Source organism: Arcticibacter tournemirensis (assembly GCF_006716645.1).
GTDB lineage: Bacteria > Bacteroidota > Bacteroidia > Sphingobacteriales > Sphingobacteriaceae > Arcticibacter > Arcticibacter tournemirensis.
The window spans coordinates 1,454,627-1,473,785 of record NZ_VFPL01000001.1 but is presented as its reverse complement, the minus strand read 5'-3'; the positions used below and the strand labels follow the sequence as shown (position 1 = coordinate 1,473,785).

24 protein-coding genes are annotated in these 19,159 nt (G+C 47.0%); 1 reads left to right on the top strand and 23 read right to left on the bottom strand.

Features of this window, described 5'->3' with window-relative positions; all coding sequences use genetic code 11:
- The first annotated feature begins 281 nt into the window (after window positions 1-281).
- Entirely contained in the window at window positions 282-776 is a 495-nt protein-coding gene (locus BDE36_RS06390) for a hypothetical protein (RefSeq protein ID WP_141814194.1), read from the top strand.
- Here BDE36_RS06390 and BDE36_RS06385 read toward each other — a convergent pair.
- The 23 genes from BDE36_RS06385 to ltrA all read right to left on the bottom strand — a co-directional run bounded on the left by BDE36_RS06385 (window position 773) and on the right by ltrA (window position 19,033).
- Complete coding sequence (locus BDE36_RS06385; protein ID WP_141814193.1) at window positions 773-1,891, bottom strand: hypothetical protein; 1,119 nt, start codon at window positions 1,889-1,891, stop codon at window positions 773-775. The two genes, BDE36_RS06390 and BDE36_RS06385, sit on opposite strands and share 4 nt — an antisense overlap.
- 88 nt (window positions 1,892-1,979) lie before the next feature.
- A complete protein-coding gene (locus tag BDE36_RS06380) occupies window positions 1,980-2,216 on the bottom strand; it encodes a hypothetical protein (protein WP_141814192.1) in 237 nt (78 codons plus the stop codon).
- On the bottom strand, window positions 2,186-2,638 hold the full coding sequence (locus BDE36_RS06375; protein ID WP_141814191.1) for a hypothetical protein: 453 nt from the start codon (window positions 2,636-2,638) through the stop codon (window positions 2,186-2,188). Before BDE36_RS06375 ends, BDE36_RS06380 begins: the two co-directional genes overlap by 31 nt.
- A 113-nt stretch (window positions 2,639-2,751) precedes the next feature.
- Window positions 2,752-3,387 (bottom strand): hypothetical protein, encoded by a 636-nt coding sequence (locus tag BDE36_RS06370; protein ID WP_141814190.1) that lies wholly within the window; start codon window positions 3,385-3,387, stop codon window positions 2,752-2,754.
- Window positions 3,387-4,193 (bottom strand): DUF4099 domain-containing protein, encoded by an 807-nt coding sequence (locus BDE36_RS06365; protein ID WP_141814189.1) that lies wholly within the window; start codon window positions 4,191-4,193, stop codon window positions 3,387-3,389. Before BDE36_RS06365 ends, BDE36_RS06370 begins: the two co-directional genes overlap by 1 nt.
- A 27-nt stretch (window positions 4,194-4,220) precedes the next feature.
- Window positions 4,221-5,447: an ArdC family protein gene (locus tag BDE36_RS06360; protein WP_141814188.1), complete on the bottom strand. Its 1,227-nt coding sequence runs from the start codon at window positions 5,445-5,447 to the stop codon at window positions 4,221-4,223.
- A complete protein-coding gene (locus BDE36_RS23600; RefSeq protein ID WP_161987557.1) occupies window positions 5,437-5,598 on the bottom strand; it encodes a hypothetical protein in 162 nt (53 codons plus the stop codon). Before BDE36_RS23600 ends, BDE36_RS06360 begins: the two co-directional genes overlap by 11 nt.
- Window positions 5,599-5,601: 3 nt before the next feature.
- Window positions 5,602-6,102, bottom strand: coding sequence for a M23 family metallopeptidase (locus BDE36_RS06355; protein WP_141814187.1), 501 nt, complete (start codon window positions 6,100-6,102; stop codon window positions 5,602-5,604).
- Between the two features lie 10 nt (window positions 6,103-6,112).
- Window positions 6,113-6,541: a hypothetical protein gene (locus tag BDE36_RS06350; RefSeq protein ID WP_141814186.1), complete on the bottom strand. Its 429-nt coding sequence runs from the start codon at window positions 6,539-6,541 to the stop codon at window positions 6,113-6,115.
- Between the two features lie 51 nt (window positions 6,542-6,592).
- Window positions 6,593-8,632 carry a TraM recognition domain-containing protein gene (locus BDE36_RS06345; RefSeq protein ID WP_141814185.1) on the bottom strand — a complete coding sequence of 680 codons (2,040 nt, stop codon included), beginning with the start codon at window positions 8,630-8,632 and terminating at the stop codon, window positions 6,593-6,595.
- A 354-nt stretch (window positions 8,633-8,986) separates the two neighbouring features.
- Window positions 8,987-9,397, bottom strand: coding sequence for a putative toxin-antitoxin system toxin component, PIN family (locus BDE36_RS06340; RefSeq protein WP_141814184.1), 411 nt, complete (start codon window positions 9,395-9,397; stop codon window positions 8,987-8,989).
- 2 nt (window positions 9,398-9,399) lie between these two features.
- Window positions 9,400-9,618 (bottom strand): hypothetical protein, encoded by a 219-nt coding sequence (locus BDE36_RS06335; protein ID WP_141814183.1) that lies wholly within the window; start codon window positions 9,616-9,618, stop codon window positions 9,400-9,402.
- Window positions 9,619-9,692: 74 nt separating this feature from the next.
- Complete coding sequence (gene traN, locus BDE36_RS06330) at window positions 9,693-10,535, bottom strand: conjugative transposon protein TraN (RefSeq protein WP_141814182.1); 843 nt, start codon at window positions 10,533-10,535, stop codon at window positions 9,693-9,695.
- 12 nt (window positions 10,536-10,547) lie between these two features.
- A complete protein-coding gene (gene traM / locus BDE36_RS06325) occupies window positions 10,548-11,759 on the bottom strand; it encodes a conjugative transposon protein TraM (RefSeq protein WP_141814181.1) in 1,212 nt (403 codons plus the stop codon).
- Window positions 11,760-11,761: 2 nt separating this feature from the next.
- On the bottom strand, window positions 11,762-12,187 hold the full coding sequence (locus BDE36_RS06320) for a hypothetical protein (protein WP_141814180.1): 426 nt from the start codon (window positions 12,185-12,187) through the stop codon (window positions 11,762-11,764).
- Window positions 12,165-12,785 (bottom strand): conjugative transposon protein TraK, encoded by a 621-nt coding sequence (traK, locus tag BDE36_RS06315; protein ID WP_202618216.1) that lies wholly within the window; start codon window positions 12,783-12,785, stop codon window positions 12,165-12,167. Before traK ends, BDE36_RS06320 begins: the two co-directional genes overlap by 23 nt.
- Window positions 12,785-13,924, bottom strand: coding sequence for a TraJ family protein (locus BDE36_RS06310; RefSeq protein WP_235904496.1), 1,140 nt, complete (start codon window positions 13,922-13,924; stop codon window positions 12,785-12,787). Before BDE36_RS06310 ends, traK begins: the two co-directional genes overlap by 1 nt.
- Before the next feature lie 6 nt (window positions 13,925-13,930).
- Window positions 13,931-14,710: a hypothetical protein gene (locus tag BDE36_RS06305; RefSeq protein ID WP_141814179.1), complete on the bottom strand. Its 780-nt coding sequence runs from the start codon at window positions 14,708-14,710 to the stop codon at window positions 13,931-13,933.
- Window positions 14,711-14,713: 3 nt separating this feature from the next.
- The gene (locus BDE36_RS06300; protein ID WP_141814178.1) at window positions 14,714-15,385 is read right to left on the bottom strand and encodes a hypothetical protein; all 672 of its coding nucleotides are present in this window, start codon (window positions 15,383-15,385) and stop codon (window positions 14,714-14,716) included.
- A 3-nt stretch (window positions 15,386-15,388) separates the two neighbouring features.
- A complete protein-coding gene (locus BDE36_RS06295) occupies window positions 15,389-16,042 on the bottom strand; it encodes a hypothetical protein (RefSeq protein ID WP_141814177.1) in 654 nt (217 codons plus the stop codon).
- Entirely contained in the window at window positions 16,039-16,701 is a 663-nt protein-coding gene (locus BDE36_RS06290; RefSeq protein ID WP_141814176.1) for a hypothetical protein, read from the bottom strand. The genes BDE36_RS06295 and BDE36_RS06290 overlap by 4 nt, the downstream gene beginning before the upstream one ends.
- Window positions 16,698-17,372, bottom strand: a complete 675-nt coding sequence (locus BDE36_RS06285; RefSeq protein WP_170205916.1) for a TraG/VirB4 family ATPase — start codon at window positions 17,370-17,372, stop codon at window positions 16,698-16,700. Before BDE36_RS06285 ends, BDE36_RS06290 begins: the two co-directional genes overlap by 4 nt.
- Complete coding sequence (ltrA, locus tag BDE36_RS06280; RefSeq protein ID WP_141814175.1) at window positions 17,369-19,033, bottom strand: group II intron reverse transcriptase/maturase; 1,665 nt, start codon at window positions 19,031-19,033, stop codon at window positions 17,369-17,371. Before ltrA ends, BDE36_RS06285 begins: the two co-directional genes overlap by 4 nt.
- Between the last annotated feature and the right edge of the window lie 126 nt (window positions 19,034-19,159).

Here is a 19,159-nt window from a genome sequence, read left to right as displayed (position 1 = left end):
CTCAGCTTATTGCAATATTGCTTTTTCCAGATCTGACGGCAGTATTGATGCTATTTACTATCCAAGTGTACCGTTTGGTGGACAAGGCGTAAATTTCGCATTCAATAATAAATTTATAACAAAAGAGAATATAGAGCTATTGAGTGTTTTAAGGGATGAGCTTACTGTTTATATCAATGGTGACGGGAAAAAGTCTTTTCATCAAACAGGTAACTTAAAAGCTAAGACTGTTAATCATGCTACAAATTCAATCAGTTGGTAATCTTTTTAAATTGTAAAGTATGGGAATTGGGTCGTTTTTACCAAGTGTTCATAAAAATGGCGGGTGGCAAAGTCAATACAGGCGAATGATTAGGTGGTATGAAAAATTTAAAGATACACAGCCAGGTGATTTTGAAAATCCAAATATTGATGGGCAGCATGATATTTTATATGCTTGTTTTCAGAATATCTTTTTCTTAAAAGATTGGCTTGCTTGCGATGCATCAATATCCAGCAAGTTATTAAATGAGTATATTAATCAGCATGTGGAATTACAACTATGCAGGGATATTTGCAACGGAACAAAACATTTCAATTTAAATAACCCGAGCATTGATGGAGACTTTACTATAATTCGTGAATACGAGCCATTTCATAAAGTTTGGGGGAATGACCGTAACAAAATAATTATCCTTTCAGGTGGGTATAAATACGAATTAAAAGCATTAGCGTGGTCATGTATTGGGTTGTGGGAAAAATTTATAACCCAACATATTTCTAAGGCAAAAAATTAAACAGGGTTGTTTAAGGGGCGTGGAGAAACAATTGCCCATTCTTCAATAACCGTAAGCATTTTCTCTAATCCCGTTGATAATATTGCTAACTCTGATTTTAAAAATTCGAGTTCCTCAGCCCATGTTTGCTGCAAAATAGCGGGGTCTAAATTATTATGCAGTTGTTTAATCAATTCAGCACTTCGCATTCCTGATGGGCTACTATGCTTATTGTAATGTATCATAGGATGTCTTAGTTCTCCTAATCGTTTATGTTGATTGTCTAATCTATCAAAAAACCAATTGAAACTTGCCGTTTTTAAAGATATATCTGCTTTCTCTGCCTGTTTAGTGAAATATTGATGATAAGAGGGCACCCGATTTGATGACTGACTTAGAGGAAAAAACTCATTAAAAACAAACGCAATCCGTTCCCAAAAACTATATAGCCCTCCCGCTACTTCTGAAATCCCGTTGTTAAACCTGGGATACATATTAAATTGGGAACTGTACCTATGGCTTTTTATTAAGGTTGTTTCTTCAAAAACTCGTTCTTTAATCCTGTATAAAAATGCCAAAGCGTTAGTTGTAACTGCAAATATTTCGTTTAGTTCATCTTCAAAATATAAATCCAGGGCGGGGCCTTGTAAAGTGGGAAAATAGGAATTAAGAATCCTGCGACCTTCACTTATATAATTAAAGCCATCAGATGAAAGTTCACATGGGCTAAGAGAGGGAAAATTAAAAGTGGCTTTTGCTTCATCGTTTCTTTGCACATTCAGATAAAATGCGAGTTCATCAATCCCCATAATTATCAGATTATCGGAATATTCCGGTTCTTTTCTAACTATAAATAGTTCAATAGTGAAGTTTGGTAGTTTATAATCCAGATGCTTACCTGTTTCATCATAGAAACCCAGGTCACAGGATAATTCATACCGATCAATTTCTTTTCCATTGACCCTTAAAAATGGAGCGCTTGAACCACTTCGGTTATATTCAAATACAAAGCCTTTATATTCCGGTATATTTTTATAGGCCAGCAAACGGTTATGAGTAAGATGCTCATTAGGATGGTATCTTAATTCTGAAAATATTTCGTCAAATTCCGACCTGTTTTCATTATAATTTGTCATAGTCAAATGTACGACCTTTCTGCGTCTATCATTAAAAGTTATAGTAAGGATTACCTTACTATAACTGCAATAAAGTTTATACATTCAACTACCTTGCCCGGCCTCGTGAATTATTTTGCTCGTTACCATCCTCGCCGGATTTCATTCCCTGCTGCCCAATGTCCTGAACCAACGGTTTTACATATTGTTCCTGGAAAAGCCCGGCCCGCTTTAAGATGCTTTCGGGGATGTTTGTATTTAAGACCTTAACGCCGTCCTTTAGTTCTTTGAATATATTCTTAGCTATGGAGTTGCTTATGATCTCAGCGCCTTTAGGGTGGGACAAGACATCTTTAAGCGGCACGCTGAACGTCTGGACGATCCAGGCATTATCATTGGGTTGCCAAATACAATACCTTTCTCCATGTCCTTAATGACGTTTTTCTGGATTTTCTCCATGTCTTTTTTACGCAGGTAGTCAGTGAGTAGGTCGTCTATATAATGTTCAAGGTTCATGGGTATAGAAAACGCTTCCATATATTCATCTTTGGGATAGTGTTTGTCGGGCAGGGTTTTGGTATAATTCTCGGCCTGACGTATAAGTTCCTGTCCTTCTTTATTGTCGCCCATATAATAGGTAGCACCTCCGCGACCATCGTTTTTTGCAAATCCCGCGCGTTTGCCTTCAATGTATAAATTGGCATTGAAAGCCAGTGTTTCTTCACTAAAGGATTCGTAATACTTGATATTTTTTAATTCAATGTTCATGGTAATTGTTGTTATTGGTTTACTTTTTTGTTCTTGATATTGACCTGGCCGGCCTGAATTTTAAGCACAGCAAAGCCCCCTGGTCCGTAGGAACCAGGGGGGTACCGTGTTAATCAGGTGTCCACAAAAAACTCGTGATAGGAGCCGAAGCAGCCTTTGGGTTTGTGTGTACGTATATTGCTGCGCAGGGCAACCGCTTTTTCAAAACGGTGCAGAGAAAAGGCGGATACAGGGATATTGAATTTGCGCCTGCGGTAAGTGATCTGTACCGTATCGTCCATGACCCTGAAAGCAGCATCTTTCCCCGCCCGCCATAAGGCGATCTTGCAATCTGTCACCCTTCCGGTAAGTCCTGCGTCAAAAAGCGTATGCACTTTGGCATTGGCAAAGCGTTCTTTCAGGAAGCGTGCCTGGCTGGCAGTGGCCAGCAGCCCCAAAGCTGCAAAGGCAACATTGCCCGGAACTGTTAGCCAGTCCGGCCTTAGCTGGCAGAAGCAAAGAATATCCGCGGCGGAATGGCTTAAAAATAAATGCCTGACCTGTGCGGGAAATCCTTCGTGTACCAGCCAGGTGCCGGCAAATGCGGGAACCAGGTGCAGGCCGGATGACCAGTATTCTGTTGCCGTACCTCCCTGTTGATCCTGATAAGAAAACAGGAAAACTTGACCCTGAACAGCAATCCGGTTCATGAAAAAAGCCAGTACACCCGGATCAAGAGCTGGCGGGCCCGTATCGGTTAACGGAAACATCAGCGCGATGCGGTGCGCCCGTACCCCCGGCTATGCTGTGAAACTCTTGAATAATCGATATGCTCACCTACGGTCATTTCCGTTTCTCTTTTAGGTTTGCCTACCATACTATCGGCCAGAGCCTGATTATAGCCTTTGGTGTATCCATCCTTTTGCGCGTCCTTGTTCCCGGCAAGGTTGCGAATACCGCGGAGCACTAAATAAGAAATACCGCCGTCCAGCAGTACTGAAACGATCAGCCGTTTGGTATCCGACCTGATCCCCTTGCTGGCGGTTGCGCTGTGCTGGATGCGGGTGCCGTCCGCCAGCTCTATCACTTCTCCGCGTTGAAATGCTTTTTTCTGTTCCTCTGATAATGTTTCCCCGTTGACTTTTATAGGCACTTCGACCTGATCGGGATAGTAGGCCACAAATTCCCTAGTTTGCTTGTCATATTCGATAATAAGCTGCGCCAGTTTTTTATCGGCCTGCTCGTAAACTTTCTGTATCGATTGCAGCTTGCCGTCCAGGAGTACCCTGGCTTCTTCCGCGCTGAGCAAAGGATACGGTTTGACCTCCTTATAGATCGGGTGCAGGTTCAGTGAAACAGTGCCGTCCTCGTTGCGGTTCAGGGATAGTTTGGCATCCAGTTGCCGGATCGCAACCCCGTCCATATTTAAATGAAACATGCTGCGCATGTCTGTTCTTCGTCCCGCCAGTAAGGCATCGACGTCTTCACTGCTCAGGTTCAACTGACCGTCCTGGTACAGGCCGAGCTTTTCGAGTTCTTTAACGGGCAACTCGTTTTCCTTAATCAATGTTTCCATAATTAACAGCTTGTAATTCGTAATGATTTAGCGTCTGATGCCGTAAGCGGCCACCGTTTCTGTTTCCTGGGAAATGGCTATTTCTGTTTCGGGTGCAATGCGGGCCTGTTTTTCCGGGTGCTGTTTTGCGTCAAGCAGGGAGCCGTACAGCATATCATTTTTGGAAAGAACAAAGTTTTTTCCGCTGCCCAGGTCTTCCATACGCAGGCGCCCTTGCTTTAAGTGGCCCTGAACTTTGTACACGGTATTGTTATAGGCAATCTCATCACCCGATGACAGGTATTTAGAACCTGTGCCGTATTTCGGGGGCTGGTCTTCGGGTACAGACTGCACCGCTGCCTTGATTTCCTGTTTCTGTTCCAGTCCGGTGAGGTAATTAAATATTTTCTCCGCATCGGCGGCAGCGGCATGGATTTCAAACGGCGTGTCCTGCAAAACCTTGATCCAGCTGTCCACGTAAGCCGCATGCTGGCCGGGATCGTGGCCTATCCGAAATTCCTGCCCGATCAGCATGGAAGCGATCTCTGCCCGTAATTCTTCACGGGCATAGGCTTCGGTGCCAAACTTGTTCATGATGCTGCGGTCGAGGCGATCCTTATGCCCCGTCCAGTGGCCCAGCTCATGCAGCAGGGTGGCATAATATTTATCCGGGGCATCAAACTGCTCTTTCAGGGGCATGGTAATCTTATCCCGGAGCGGGCTGTAATAAGCACGATCCCCCGCCCTGTGGGTAATAATGGCAGCGGAGCCTGCGGTCAGTTTTTCCGCCCGTTCTACCGGGTTCCAGCCCAGCGCCTGGACGTCCGGTTTTTGCAGGGGAGGTATACCGTTCACCTGTGCGGCATTGAATACCCAGGCGGTGGTAATGATGGGACGGTCCAGTTTTACCGAAACCTTGACGGGTTTACCTTCCTCGTTTAGTACTGGTTTACCGCTTTCATCCCTTTTGGCTACCAGGTCGGAAGTCTTGACAAACTGGATCAGCGTAGCCTTTTCGCCTTTCTTAACATTCCAGTCGTTAGCTGATGCCTGGTTAAAGGTCATCCAGCGCGGATCTTCGTATCCTGCCAGCAGCAGGGAAAAGGTATTGATACCTTTATAGCGGTTTCCGGTAACGGCATTGTAAGGCAGTTCAAAAGCTGGTACATTATCGATATTCCAGGGTTTTTGCCAGGGGGCTGTTCCCGCTTTAAGCTGCTCAATGAGTTTTTCGGCGACCTGTACGTGCAGGGCCTTTACCTTATCATTCGTCATCTTCTCCCACCTCCTGGGGGTCGTCGTCTTCGGGCAGTATATCGGCGTATTCCACGCCGTAAATGGCTGCTTCGGCGGCGGTAAGGCCGATGGCCTGGCCGGCTGCAAGCGTATTTAGTTTATCTTCCAGTGATCTTGAATGTGGTTCCATAAATTAGTAGTTGATTGATGGCGGTGGCTGTTCGGACAATAGCAGCGACCTTAAAAAATGCAGTGGATTGAGGTACTTGTCTCTGAACCGGATGCTGAAATGCAGGTGCTCCCCGGTTACTCTGCCCGTTGCCCCGGTAATGCCAACGACCTCTCCGGCAGTCACCTGCTCACCCGGCATAACCAGGATATAGGAAAGGTGTCCGTAAATACTTTGAAATTCGCCATGTGCAATACGGATATAGTTGCCCAGGATGGGGTTAAATCCGGTGGCGCTGACCATGCCGTTCATAATGCTGAGAACAGGATCGCAGCGGGCGGCAAGATCAACACCCTTGTGCAGGTCAGGGTATCCGGTAACGGGATGAACCCGCTTGCCGAAAGATGAGGTAACCCTTAACTGCGGCAACGGCAGGCTAACATTCATTATATCCTGTGCGGGGGCATTGATAGTAAGCAACAACAGCAGGGACAAGGTATAAGCCCCCTTGAAATGCCGGTTCATGGGGCGGAGTTTATCGGCTCATGCTGGCTGTTTGCTTTTGAGCCTGGTTTTCTTCCCTGACCAGGCCGAGCTTGTCCTGTAAGGAAACCGTGCTATAGGCCAGTGTCCTGCCATTGGTGGCCGCCAGTTCCATTGCATCGCGCAGGTAGTTTACCGAGTTCTTTTCCTGGAGCAGGGTAATTTCCATTAGTGTCTTAAAGTCTGGCGTATCCATTTCCTTAATATGGGTCAGTATATCCTTATACAGCTCATGATGGGGTTTCAGCACCAGCAGCGCATCGGTGGAATACAGGCCCAAGGGGCTGTTCCCAAAGCCTACATAAATCTCGTCCTTTACCAGGTCTGCGCTCGTAATGATCCCTACCTGTCCCTGGCGCTGTACAGGATCATCTGATAATTTAGGGTGTACCATGACCAGGTTGCCGGTTAATTCTTCCATAACGTTAAATTTTAAGTGAAAAAATAAATTGTCTTGTTAGCTGGGTTCCGTTTACTTTTTAAAGCTCTGCTTCATCATCCCTTTGGGCTGGGGCGCGGCGGCGGATGGCTGAGCAGGTCTGAACTGTTTTACCAGTTGCTGGACTTCCTGGTTGATCCGGTAAAAGTTCTGCCGCAGGATTTCTTCTTTTTTGCCATTGAAGTCATAATAAACAGGCAGGTCGCGGTAGCTTTGTTCCTCTTTTTTGATGGCCTCCATATCCAGGTTGATCCGGCAGTGAACCGCCGAGGGTTCAAACTTCCCGGTGTAATCGGCCACGGCATCCGCAGCGAGCATGCCGACCATTTCCCCGGCCCTTAATGCGGCGATCTTTCCCGCCGGTATCAGGGGTTCCAGTTTTTCACTCAGCGACAGGGATGTTTTGTTCCGGTCGATACTCAGGCTTTCGCTTTGCTGTTTTACTTTTCCGAACAGTCTTTCCAGCCATTCCAGGGTATCCTTATTTTGCACGGAACCGGAAAGCACATTACCCACTACGGAAGTGATCGTAGCGGCGGTTTCTTTGCCATATTGCTGCTGAAATTGTTGCAGGCTCTGGATGCCCAGAACAGATGCCACCAAATTGCTTCTGGCCTGACTCAAAACCTGTTCAATGCGAAAAATATAGAGGCTGGGCGCTTCGTCAATGACCAATCCCACGGGTAAATTGCCTTTGGTGTTCACCAGTTTTGTCACCCGGTTGAGCACAACGGAATAGCAGGCGGAGTTGATGCTTTGTGTCAAAGGATCATTGGCAAGCACCAGGATTGAGGGGTTTTTAGGATCACTGATTTTCAGCTCAAAATCATCTCCGCTGAACACCCAATAGGTTTCTTTAGTCGCCAGTCTGCTGATGAAGATTTTAAGCGTTCCTACCTGGCCTTCCAACTGGTCAAATGCTTTGGCGTTGTAGGCGCTCCTGAAGGCAGAAAGCAGGGAAACCAGTTCCGGCTCCGAAAAAAGGGTACTGAAAATTTCCTCATAGGAAAGGTTCAGAAAGGAAAGCACATGGGGCAGGCTGGAATAGCGGCCCCCTTCATAGCTGCTGAAAAAATAAATACAGGCAGCCAGAAAATTGATAGCCGATTGTGTAAAAAATTGATCGCTGCCACCGGATTTATCTCCCTTTTTCATTGCTTCTACCAGCGCTTCGGCAGTCTCAGAGGCATCGGCAAGTGTATTGAGGTATTTCCTTTTCCAGGGATTTACCCGTTCGCTTTTCTCCGGGTCATTCAGGTTAAGTACGTGGAACTTATAATTAAGGCATTTTCCCTTTTGTTTGGCCAGTAAGTAATGATAGTAGGCAACCTTTGCAAGATCCGGGTACTTTATATCATATACGCATAACGTGAAAGATTTGGCTATAAATTGCTTTATGACCGGTATAATGACCGAAAATGTCTTACCTCCCCCAGGTACTGAAATTAAAAGCAGGCTTCTGAATAAATTAGACAAGGGAATGAACCCTTTGCGCACTTTGTTCTTATAATAGAACAGCATCGGGATATTGACCGAATAAGGGGTATCGATTGGCTTAACAGGCTGCATAAAGGATTCTCCCTCTACGTTCCATTTGTCCTTGCCCAGCCTGGAACTAATCATTTTAGATATGTTATCCATTGCGACATGGATCAAAAGGGTTCCGGCAATGGCGCTGGCGATATAGGCCAGGTCATACCAGCCGGCACCCATCCAAACCGCAGGCGGTTGTCTGCCCTGGAACCAGATACCGGAAAAGAAAATGACAAGGCCGGCAGCCAGGGGATAAACGATCTGGTTTTTGGGGTTGAGGTCCTTCTTTTTCCGGCTGAGCGTACCCACCGAAACCAGGCAGATCAGTAGCAGGGTGAAAAGTTTGCTGTAAAGGAGCTGGTGATAAAACGGTATCCTGGCAAGCCGGATCGCAAAAAAGCGCAGGCTGTATTTGTCCGTGTAGTCCTGGGTCATCAGTTTACCGGCATAGAAAAACAGAAAAATCTCGATCAGGACGGACAAATAGATACCAAATTGCAGGAACCTGTGCAGGCTCTGCTGTTCTTTGGTTTCTTCCATAAAAATGATTTTAGTAAGGGGCCCGGCAGAAATGTACGGGCACAAAAAAACCGCTAAGGATTAGCGGTTGAGTATGACTATCAATAAATAAATATTGCGTGCCTGATAAAAACGAAAACGTTAAGATCCGTTTGCGTCTATTCTTTTTCGGCTTTCGTTTGCTCTGTTTGGAAAAAAGGGAGTTCTCTGTCCTCGCGCTGTTCTCTTTCCCATTCAGCGGCATCGCCAAATGTCAGAGGGCTTTCAGCCTTAAAGTTTAAGATACGTTCTTTTAACGCCTGATTTGCTGTTTCATCTGAAATGCTGGTTTTTTTTTCATATAGGATGGCCTCAAGCTAAAGTAAGTTTAATCTACTATTTTCCCTGAACGACCTTTTTAAATTCATCAAGGGATAGAATATTCAGCTTAGGAAAGTCAATATTTTTCAGGTCATTAAAATGCTTGTCATTGGTTACAAGATAATCGGCATTGCCTGCGATGGTCAGATCCGCAAATTTGTTATCATCTTTGTCTTTTTCGACAAGCTGCCACTTAAAAAACGGTTCCGAATAAATGACGTTTGGGGCAACACTAAGAATAGATAATACCAGGTTCGCAGTTCGGGCAGAATAGCGGTCGGTAAGTTTTTCTTCGTATTCAGTAAGGATTTCATTGCTTACCAACCAGTCGAAACGTCCTGCTCTAAAGGCTTCGTATAGCCAGTAATGGCTGCTTTGTGGTGGAATAGATGCTAACAGGCAATTTGTATCAATAACGGCAATCATTATTAACTGTGTCCATTAAGCATATCATCAAAATCTTTTTGTGTATATCCTTTTTTTGCAACGTCTTTTTCTACTTCGTCTTTCAGTAAATCTGAATAATGGTCAACTAAAAGCCTTTTCAATTCCTGCGTTTCCTTTTCGGACATAGGTCTGTTAAACAACCTGAGCAAGCTCACTTGTATAGGGTTAAGTTCGGTATGTATATTTTGTGCTATTGCCATGATCCTTATTGTTACACTAACAAATTTAATGAATATCGAGGATAATCTATCAAAAATCGTGCAACTTTACGTCTTTACATCGCATCCGCTTCCAGTATATCGCCGTATTTCAGTTGCAGGGTGAGCACCCTGCCGGAAATCTGCTTTTCGGTCAGTTCAATGTTCAGTACCTTATTGCCGGGAAAGGTGACCTTTTTCAGTACATAGATATTCCGGTACTGCTTTTTAAAAGACGTGTTCGGGTACAGTTGCCATACAGGCTTAATTTCCACGGATTGTACATTGGTCGCTTTGGTGATCTTTTTGTCTTCGATCTTAAAGCGCTGTTCATCGACCTGGTAAGGCAGGTTGCTGTGGTTATAATAAGTAATGTCCAGGAAAATATGATCCCCTGCGGTATATACATGATTCAGCCTGGCCTGCAAACCGAATGCCTTAGCCTTGCGCAGGGTCTTACCGGCAGGTTCCTGTAAAATCCGCATGGCGAAACCCTGCATTTCTTTAGATGTAAGGGAAATGCCCGGAACATCCAGCGGCCGGGTATGCTCCGGCAGGATATTGACCTGTGAGGGAAAAGCGAAGGACTGATTATCGATATAACGCAGGTTATACTGTGCGATAAAACTTTCCCCGACAATGGTTACAATACCCGCCCCGCCACCTGATCGCCCAACATAAGCAGCGGAATCCGGTATGACCTTTAACCGCAGTACATTTTTTAAAGGCAGGTCTCCGGCAATGGCATGGGTGGATATATCCACGTACTGTATGGGTTCAGGGGAAATAAAGTGCAGGGAAATGTCCGGGCCGATCAGAATATCGGGCAGGTCTTTGCGGTATATTCCTGCCTGTTGCTGGGCATAAAGGCCCTGGGCAAAACATAGGATGGTCATTAAAAAAACGAATGATTTCTTCATAATGAATACGGGTTAATATTTGTTTTGGGTGTTTTTGAGTTCTTCGGGGTCAATGAGATAGACCTGGGTGTTATATTTGAGTTTCGCCTTGTTGCTACGGATCAGTTTGCTGACCGCCGTAGTAGTTGACTGGAACATCTTTTGAAGCATGCTCATCACCAGTTGATTATTATTTTCGGCCTGCTGCTGGATCGTCATACCCTGGCTGGCATCGCTGCCCAGCCCTTTGGAAAATTCCCTGAACGTGGATGCGGGTACATAAAGCCCCGGCAGACCGTCATTATCGTAAATATCCAGGCGGACCGGCAGGATATGGCTGTCCTGAAAAATGGAGCTGACCGAAAGGTTTACCCGCTGGCCGGTAAAGCCGGTGATCTGGGCATAGAGGTAGGTACCTTTTTTAACCAGGAACCTGCCTGCGCTCATGTCATCCAATAGACGGATACGAAGCCTTGAACCGGCATACCCGGTGATGTCCTGGTCTACAATGGCGCGGATAAAACTGTCTTCGCCGCCTGCGGAAATGGTGTTAAAAAGTGTTGCGGCGGCCGGGGTTTTGGAAACGCTTAGTTTTTTATGGTTCTTTAGTTCCTGTTCAGCCAGGGCCATTGCTTTCTCCCTGGCCTGTTCTTCTTTATAGTCCGGGTCGTTGGCCTTGCCCATACTGTCGATCAAGGACATTTGTTCCCGGAAGATCTTCATAGGATCGGTTTGCGTGGTACCGGCGGAAGCGTTACCTGCGGGCGGTTGCTGTTTCAGTTTGGAAAGCGCGGTAGCAAGGTCACGGTCGGTATCGTAATTCCTTGCGGGCTGTGGCTTAGGGCCTGCATCCGGGAATGCGGAATGTGCCCTGCGTGGTTCAGCGGCTGTGCTGCCGTATTTCCGTTTCATTTCCCGGTCTATGGAATCCAGCATACGTTTTTCCACCTGGTTGTACAGGTCGGGTACGTTTTGTTTACTGGTTTTTTCTTCTCCGATTTCACCGACCGCTGTATAACCGTCTGCATCTTTATATTGCTTCCGGTAGGCGTCCAGTTTATCTTCCAGGCCCTTATTTTTAACGCCATCGGAAACATCGGCCACATTCTCCTGTAGCGTGTTTCCTTTTTGCTGTACGGGCGCCTCCTTGCCGAAACTGCTTTTCCATGCGTAAAAGAACAGGCATAAAAAAGGCAGCAGGATCAGCGGCAGCATGTACCGTGGTTGCTTGAAATTGATCTTCATAATTAGTGGGTTGGTTTAACATTAAGCTCGTGATGAATAATTTCCAGCTGCCGGATCGCATTTTTGACCAGCAGGCTGTCGGCTGCCGTCAGGCTGTCCTTGTGCAGTACGATATTGATCTGGTTTTGCAGGTCAAGCACTTTTTTTAGGGCCTGCCCGGCACCGATGATCTGCCCGAAACCCTGGGTTACATCGGCACCAGGGCCCGAAAGAGTCGGCAGCGGTCCGGTATCTTTTACCCGCATGACCGTAAAGGCCAGTACGCCGGAAAGCAGGATACTTGCCAGCATCAGGATAAATATCTGCCTGGGATACCTGGCGCTGATGCGTTTCCAGTACGTGCTCATGCGGGAAAAATAGGCCCCGAACTCTTTACTTAGTTCCTGGTAAAGATCAGGGCGGGCTTTAAAATGAGTTTTTCTGTACATTTTCAATGTCTTTATTTTCGAGTGTCTTCCAACGGGTAATGAGTACCGCATGGGGATTGTTATCGGAGCGGATTTCCAAATCTTTCAGGTAGCCTTCGGTCACCAGGGAGCGGATGATGGTGGAGCTCCTGCGGTCTATCTTCTGCCTGCCGTAATAGCGGAAATACTTGCGGCCCTCGTCAATAAAAATGGAATCGGTCTGTAGGGTCAGTACAGCACTGGAAGAAAGGATCGAATTGAAAAACCCCTTTTCTTTGAGGTTATTATATTGGAGCGCCCCGCTCTCGTCCACGAGGTACATTGCTTTTTTCATCTGGTATTCGATGTATTTGTCGTCGGGTGTCAGCGAAAAAAACAGGCTGTGAAACAGGTTGACTTGTGAACGGTACTCGGCGGCGCGGTTCATTTGCAGATCGGTTTGCCTGGCCAGCAGCGGTACGCTGTTCGCATCCAGGACATATACGCTTTTGCGTGCATCCGCAACCTGCCGGTAAGCGAAAAAGGAAACGATCAGCACGATAACGACCGCCGTAATAAAACTGCCGGCGGATAAAAAGGTAGCAAGGCGCACTTTGGCCTCTATATTTTTGATAATCATTATTTCATCATTTTGGTGAGCATCCTGGACATATTGGAAGCACCGCGGCCCATTGTGGAAGCGGCAGAGCTGATGCCGGAAGTGGACACGATCCAGGTGCTGATACTCGGAACGGTCAGCATGGTGAGCCCGCCGATCAGAAAGGTGACGATCACGATACCGAAAGAAAGCAGGCCGTTTCCGGCGAACCAGCCGAGTTTTTCAAGGCTTTCACCGGATGTGCCGACCAGCTCTTTATAGCGGCTGATCTCTGCTTCCATTGCGTAGTGCTGGAATAGTGAGGCGACATACAGCACCAAAAAACCGATACCCGTGTAGAGGTTGACCGAAATAAACCGGGCGATCCAGGTGCTGAAGCTGTCCCTGAATGCGGGCAGAATGCTAATGGCTACCGAAAACGGCCCCAGGATTATTAATATCGTGGAAAAAATGATCTGGATAATAAAGATGATGTACACGCAGATACGCAGTATCCATAACGCCAGTGTTTCCAGGATGGAACTGGCGAGCAGCTGCAGGCCGACCTGCATACGGTTGCGCAGCTCAACAATCGGGTTCCATACCTCGGCAAAACCTTCCTTGACCGTGGACTTGACCGACTCCCAGGCATTTTCATACCAGGTATCCGCTTCCTGTTTGGCCGTTTCGGTCTGTGCCTGTACGGTGAGCAGTTGGTCGGCGACCTGTACCATAAGCTGGGCCCGTTCCAGGCGCAGGTTATTAACCTCGGTCTGGCTGTCGTTAAACATGAGCTCGGTCTTATTGGCGATCAGATCGGTCGGATAAGCGACCACCCTGGTAAAGGTGGACCACCACAAAATCACCATGACCAGGCCGAAGGGTCTAAGCAGGGGCATAATCTCCATTTTCTTGTCCCCCGACATCATCTCATAGGATTTAATGGCAAAAAAAATGAGCATGAATATGGCAGACAACGCCTGCGCATCGGCGATAAAGGCATCGTAATGCGTCCAGATGGTATTTTTCATGGCCTTTAGGAAGTGCATCATACCTTCCTCGTACACACCGTTGCCTTGTAAAAAGTTAAAGGTCTTTTTAAAGGAGTCCGGCACGTCACCGGAACCTGATTGCATAAAAAAACCGGCAGTGCCGGTCAGTAAATTGGTTATGTTCATCATGTTGATTTAGAGTTTGGATTTACTCAGGATGTCGTCGGCGATCTGCTGATCGGTACGGTAGCCCTCCCTTTGTACAATGGGCTGCTCCCTGGACTTCATTTTGTTTGCGGATTCGGTCAGCAAAAGGAATTTCCGGGCATACTGCTTCTTGGCTTCCCAGGAAGTGTTCAGCTTGCGGTATTCCAAAAACAGCCGGTGATAGGCCAGTATGCGTGATCCGCGGTCCAGTGTAGCATTCATCGCGCCATCAAGGCGTTCACGGATGCCGGCGGATTCTTCGCGGTACCAGTCATAGACACCGGTACGCACCAGGTAATCCCTTTCCTTAACAGGAATACCCGTTAACAGGGCGGCATCCTGCTGGTTCAAAAGCGGTTCAAATTCGTGCCGGTAATAGAGCAGCCATAAGGGATCGGTGGTAGAAAAAACAGCAGAATAGTTGACCGCTTCGGTTACCGCGGTATTCTTTAGGGTATCGGCATGGAGTTTATAGGCATTTTCTGTATTCTGCATGGCTGCGGCAAAGGCCAGGCGCTGGGTCTGCGGCCCGGCTGGCCCCAATGGACGCAGGTCTTTTTTAGGATAGTCCGGGTGCCAGGCCCAGGTGAGCCAGTAGTCTGGGTTCAGTCCCAGGAAACCGCTGGTCGGTGTAAATTTCTTTTTGTCCCATTGCTTAAACACCATGCGTTCCTGCTGGTTGGTAATGTGTTTGTCCCGGATCACCCGCTGGGCAAATGCGGAAAAGATCAGCAGGGAAAATAAAGCGGTTAACAGGTAATTCTTCATCGTTCATTCTTTAAAAAGGTGATAGTTAAATATGATTTCTTCTGCCTTTCGGGTATCCTGATTGATAAAATCCCGGTAGGGGTTGGCCGTTTTCAGCACGCCGTTCATTTTGGCCCAATACATGGACCTGCCCATGCTGTAGCACAGTGCCCGCATGACTTTCAGCTCTAAAATGACCTTACGCAATAGCGCATCCCTTTTCTCGTAGTCCATCAGTATATTACTGCCCTCTTTGAGTACAAAGGCGGATACTTCGCTGACCAGGTTGATCCCGCGGGACTTCATCTGCCTGGCCACGTCTTCGGCAAACAGCAGCAGGTACGGTTCAGAACCTGCGATTTCTATCATGGTATTGCTTTCACGGACGATCTCGGCACTGATCTGGGCGACCTGGGCGGCGGCGATCCCGCTTTTCAGTGCCTGGTTGACCTGGGTAAGCGAATTATGGATCAGGGTCTGCACCAGGATCACAGAACTGATGTTCAGGTTAATATCGTCCAGCCGGTTGCAGATGGTGTTCAGGTAATTGTTATGGGTATTTTCGGCTGCCAAGCGTACCGCGCCGTTCTCATTAACAATGGCAAAATGGGCCGGATCGAAAACAATGGTTTGGGCCTTCGTGCTTTCTGCGTGGATAAGCAGCAAAAAGCCGGTTATAAATAAGTAGTACCTCATGGCTTATGGGTTTTTCAGGATGGTGGCATTGCGCAAGATGTCATCGACAAGCTGTTTGTCCTGGTTCACAAAATCTGCGAACGGGTTTAATGAACGTTTATAGCTGGCCTGCAACATAGAGGCGGCGAGTCCTCTGCTGGCCCCCTCGATCAGACGCAGTTCTGTCAGGGCATGTGAAAACAGGATCTTCCGGTCACTGGCCTTCATCTGGTTAATGTCGCCGATACTCAGGGCCAGACCTGCGATATAATTCGCCAGCATCCTTGCGCGGCCGGCCAGGTCTTCCTCGGTCTGAAAAGCAAGCGCGATCAGGATTGGGTTATCGCTGGCCAGCTGATAAATGATGCTTTGCTGCCGGATGATCTCCGAAACAACGGGGCTGGCTTCCAGTCCGATCTGCGCGGCATCAATGGCCAGCCCTACGGTATGAAAGCGGTTTTGGAGTTCCCTGTATTTCGTCTTTAGCTTGCCCATTTGTGTTCTGTTGACTTCCTCATTGGCAGAGGTGACCGCCTGCTTGTTCTTTGCTTCGTCCTGCCGGCTGTATTCGCTCTGGCTTTCAGATACCAGTTGGTGAAGCAGCTCCACGTTCAGCTGGCAAAAGGCATGTTGCAGCAGCCCGAAAAGCAGGAAGATCAGCTTAATCGTTCCTTTCATTGTTTCAGGTATTTGGCGTTTCTGATAATATCATCGGCGATCTGCACATCCATATTGATATATCCGGCATAAGGGTTCAGGGAATTGAGGATACCGCGCTGTTTTGCCCAGAACATGGTACGCTGCATTCCGTAGGCAACGCCCCGCAGGATCATGAGCTCGGTTCTGATCCGGTTCAGCAGTTTGGCCCGTTCCCCGGAATCCATCAGGTTATTTACACCTCCCTGTAATACAAAGGAGCTGACTTCTGCGGCAAGCGCCGTTCCCCTGCGCTTAAACTCACGGGCGCCGCCTTCGGCAAACAGCAGCAGAACCGGGTTACTTTGTGCCAGGGTGACGGCCTTGTTTACATCAGTGACAATATCTACGCTGATCTCGGCAATATCCTGGATGGCCAGCAGGGAACGGACGGCGCCGGATACCTCACTCAGGCCCCGGTAGATTTGCTGCTGCAAATCGTTTACGATCAGCAACTGCCCGGTAACGGCCAGCTGGCCCCGCTGGATCAATGTCAGGTTATCATTGGTCGTATTCAGTTGACCGTTAATAATACCGGAGTGGACGGCCATTGCGGCGGCGGTAGTCGGGTCTACATAGAGCTGGGCAAAAACAGGGTAGCCCGTCAGGAAAAGCCCTGCTATTAAGAGTAATCGTTTCATACAAAATTAGGTTTAAAATATTCGGTGGAACCGGCAGCGGGCAACCCCTCACGACCAATCTGGCGTACAAAGCTTTCCAGGGGCAGGCCGCTTTTTTCCAGATCGGAAACAAAGGCTTCCAATCCGCTTTGATAGGTTCCGTATGCCTTTGTGTAGACTTCTACGGCGGCTTTTTCCGGCTTTTCCGTGGTATAAGTGAGGTACTGGTAAATGGAATTTTCCACGCCGTACACCTCCCCAACAGCACCGCGCCGGATGTAGACTTCCTTAAAGCGCCCGCGTCCTTCCTTATTATCCAGCTTGTTGATGGTAAATATCTTCTTCTGTTCGGTTTCAGTGATCGACAATAGTTGTGCGATCTCTTTATAGTTCTCCTTAAACTTGCTCTGGTCAAGCAGAAAAATGGTATCCGAGTTGCTCAGGATGCTGTCTTTTACCACCGCATTGCCGATAATGTCGGCCAGTTCCTGGGTCACGACAATAGCCTCGCCCCAAAATTTACGGACGGTTTTATAGAGGTACAAAATGTACCCGGCCATAAGCGGGGATGCGATGGCCTTATCGGGTAGGTCAGCGAGATTACTCCCGCTTTCCCCCCTAAGAACCGTACGTGAGAGTTTCCCCTCATACGGCTCAAGCAACTTAAAGCCCATATGTATGAGCCGGCTCATGATAACCTCAATTTTAATTGGTCGTGGCTCCTGCGGCAGGGTTTATGTACCAAAGTGAACTGAATGTCCTCCCCAAACCTACGTTTGGAGGTAGCCCACTCGTCATCAGCATTGATATCCCTGCCACACAGAGCACACGCACGGTCTTGCTTTAACCATAAAGCTAACAGGTTCTTCTTTCCTTCCATTGCATCCAGCATTTTGAACACTTTACGCTTTTGGAAGTAAGGCTCCCATTCCTGGTCAAACGGATTAGCTTCCTGCTTAATCTGAACATGTCTAAGTATCTTAATGTCGTACGCACGTTTCAAAGAAAAGACTTCGCTTGTTCCTCGATAATCGGGCGTATCCGTAGCAAAACACCAGTTCCTGTTTTTAATCTTGCGGAAGTATCGGTCTGCAATCCAGTACTTACCTTTTTTGGGATGCCTTCTCAAAGCCCATTTCCATAGCTTTTGGAACATCAGGAAATCAACTTTTCTAAAAGTTTCGGAGGCTACGCAACCTTTGTAATAATTTGCCCAACCAGTTATTACTGGGTTTAGCTGTCTGATGAGAACTTCCTGTCTTGCGGTTTTATTGGCATTTATGATACCAGCAACCTTTTCAGAAAGCTTATGCAGACTATTTTTGGATGGTTTAATCAGGAGTTTTCCATTATCATATTTTCGGACATTGAAACCCAGAAAATCGAAACCTTCGGTAATATGCGTTATCTTGGTTTTATCCTGCGAGAGTTCTAAACCCCTTACGGCAAGAAATTCCTTGACCAGTGGCATCACTTCATTTTCCAATTGTTCCTTTGATGTTCCCGTGATAATGAAATCGTCGGCATACCGAACTAAATGTACCCTCGGCACAATCATTTCTAGGTTTACCTGTCTCTTCCTGAACTTTTCCGCAAGTATTCTTTGCAGTCCGTCCAAAGCTATATTGGCAAGAGTTGGCGAGATGATACCACCTTGCGGTGTACCTTCCTCTGTCTGAAAACGTTCACCCTTAAAGATGAAGCCACATTTCAACCATTTCTGGAGTATGTCCCTGTCCATAGGGACATGGTTCAACAGCCAGTCGTGGTTTATATGGTCAAAACATCCCTTGATGTCCGCTTCCAATATCCATTGTGGTCCTAACTTCTTTGAAAGTAGGCTGAAGCAACGCTCACGTGCATCCGATGTGCTTCTTTCCTTGCGGAAACCATAGGAATGGTTGTCCGCAATTGTTTCGGCAACTGGCTCTAGAGCCATCAGGTACAGTGCTTGCATTGTTCTGTCTTTCATAGTCGGTATTCCCAGTGGACGCAGTTTTCCATTACTCTTTTCAATATTTACCCTTTTTAATGGTTGGGGTTTGTATCCCCGTCTTTTCAGATCAGCTATTGCCTGAAATTTAGCATTTGGAGTAGACCATAACTTATTGTCTACCCCAGCCGTGTTTTTACCTTTGTTAGAGGTTACCCGTTTTACTGCCAAAGCTTTGGCGCAAAACGAATGAGTCAACAACCACTGCAAAGCTTTCACCTTGCCCGGTCTGTTCTCTTTCTGAGCCTTTACAAGTCTAACTTGTAGCTTCCTAACCTCTGATTCACATCTGTCCCAGTCAATGCTGTTCCAGTTGTAAACTTGGTCAGAAGGCGCACACGATTTTTCAATTACGTTCATTTGCTTTCCTCCTTTTGAAAGTTCTAATAGTTAATTGTAATAAGTTACCATACAGAAGTCTGCCCGCTTTCGCGTGAGGTGACGTTTAAACCTCTATCCATCCCATTACAGGATGGCATTCGCTTT

Bases quoted from the DNA above. Each gene is read 5' to 3' on its own strand.
- BDE36_RS23600 (WP_161987557.1), bottom strand. From the start codon at position 5,598: ATGGAACCACATTCAAGATCACTGGAAGATAAACTAAATACGCTTGCA.
- BDE36_RS06285 (WP_170205916.1), bottom strand. From the start codon at position 17,372: ATGAGCCGGCTCATACATATGGGCTTTAAGTTGCTTGAGCCGTATGAG.
- BDE36_RS06305 (WP_141814179.1), bottom strand. From the start codon at position 14,710: ATGAAGAATTACCTGTTAACCGCTTTATTTTCCCTGCTGATCTTTTCC.
- BDE36_RS06385 (WP_141814193.1), bottom strand. From the start codon at position 1,891: ATGACAAATTATAATGAAAACAGGTCGGAATTTGACGAAATATTTTCA.
- BDE36_RS06320 (WP_141814180.1), bottom strand. From the start codon at position 12,187: ATGTACAGAAAAACTCATTTTAAAGCCCGCCCTGATCTTTACCAGGAA.
- BDE36_RS06340 (WP_141814184.1), bottom strand. From the start codon at position 9,397: ATGATTGCCGTTATTGATACAAATTGCCTGTTAGCATCTATTCCACCA.
- BDE36_RS06345 (WP_141814185.1), bottom strand. From the start codon at position 8,632: ATGGAAGAAACCAAAGAACAGCAGAGCCTGCACAGGTTCCTGCAATTT.
- traN (WP_141814182.1), bottom strand. From the start codon at position 10,535: ATGAAGAAATCATTCGTTTTTTTAATGACCATCCTATGTTTTGCCCAG.
- BDE36_RS06300 (WP_141814178.1), bottom strand. From the start codon at position 15,385: ATGAGGTACTACTTATTTATAACCGGCTTTTTGCTGCTTATCCACGCA.
- BDE36_RS06295 (WP_141814177.1), bottom strand. From the start codon at position 16,042: ATGAAAGGAACGATTAAGCTGATCTTCCTGCTTTTCGGGCTGCTGCAA.
- BDE36_RS06335 (WP_141814183.1), bottom strand. From the start codon at position 9,618: ATGGCAATAGCACAAAATATACATACCGAACTTAACCCTATACAAGTG.
- BDE36_RS06370 (WP_141814190.1), bottom strand. From the start codon at position 3,387: ATGTTTCCGTTAACCGATACGGGCCCGCCAGCTCTTGATCCGGGTGTA.
- BDE36_RS06310 (WP_235904496.1), bottom strand. From the start codon at position 13,924: ATGATGAACATAACCAATTTACTGACCGGCACTGCCGGTTTTTTTATG.
- BDE36_RS06360 (WP_141814188.1), bottom strand. From the start codon at position 5,447: ATGACGAATGATAAGGTAAAGGCCCTGCACGTACAGGTCGCCGAAAAA.
- BDE36_RS06350 (WP_141814186.1), bottom strand. From the start codon at position 6,541: ATGGAAGAATTAACCGGCAACCTGGTCATGGTACACCCTAAATTATCA.
- traK (WP_202618216.1), bottom strand. From the start codon at position 12,785: ATGATTATCAAAAATATAGAGGCCAAAGTGCGCCTTGCTACCTTTTTA.
- BDE36_RS06365 (WP_141814189.1), bottom strand. From the start codon at position 4,193: ATGGAAACATTGATTAAGGAAAACGAGTTGCCCGTTAAAGAACTCGAA.
- BDE36_RS06355 (WP_141814187.1), bottom strand. From the start codon at position 6,102: ATGAACCGGCATTTCAAGGGGGCTTATACCTTGTCCCTGCTGTTGTTG.
- BDE36_RS06390 (WP_141814194.1), top strand. From the start codon at position 282: ATGGGAATTGGGTCGTTTTTACCAAGTGTTCATAAAAATGGCGGGTGG.
- BDE36_RS06290 (WP_141814176.1), bottom strand. From the start codon at position 16,701: ATGAAACGATTACTCTTAATAGCAGGGCTTTTCCTGACGGGCTACCCT.
- ltrA (WP_141814175.1), bottom strand. From the start codon at position 19,033: ATGAACGTAATTGAAAAATCGTGTGCGCCTTCTGACCAAGTTTACAAC.
- BDE36_RS06375 (WP_141814191.1), bottom strand. From the start codon at position 2,638: ATGAACATTGAATTAAAAAATATCAAGTATTACGAATCCTTTAGTGAA.
- traM (WP_141814181.1), bottom strand. From the start codon at position 11,759: ATGAAGATCAATTTCAAGCAACCACGGTACATGCTGCCGCTGATCCTG.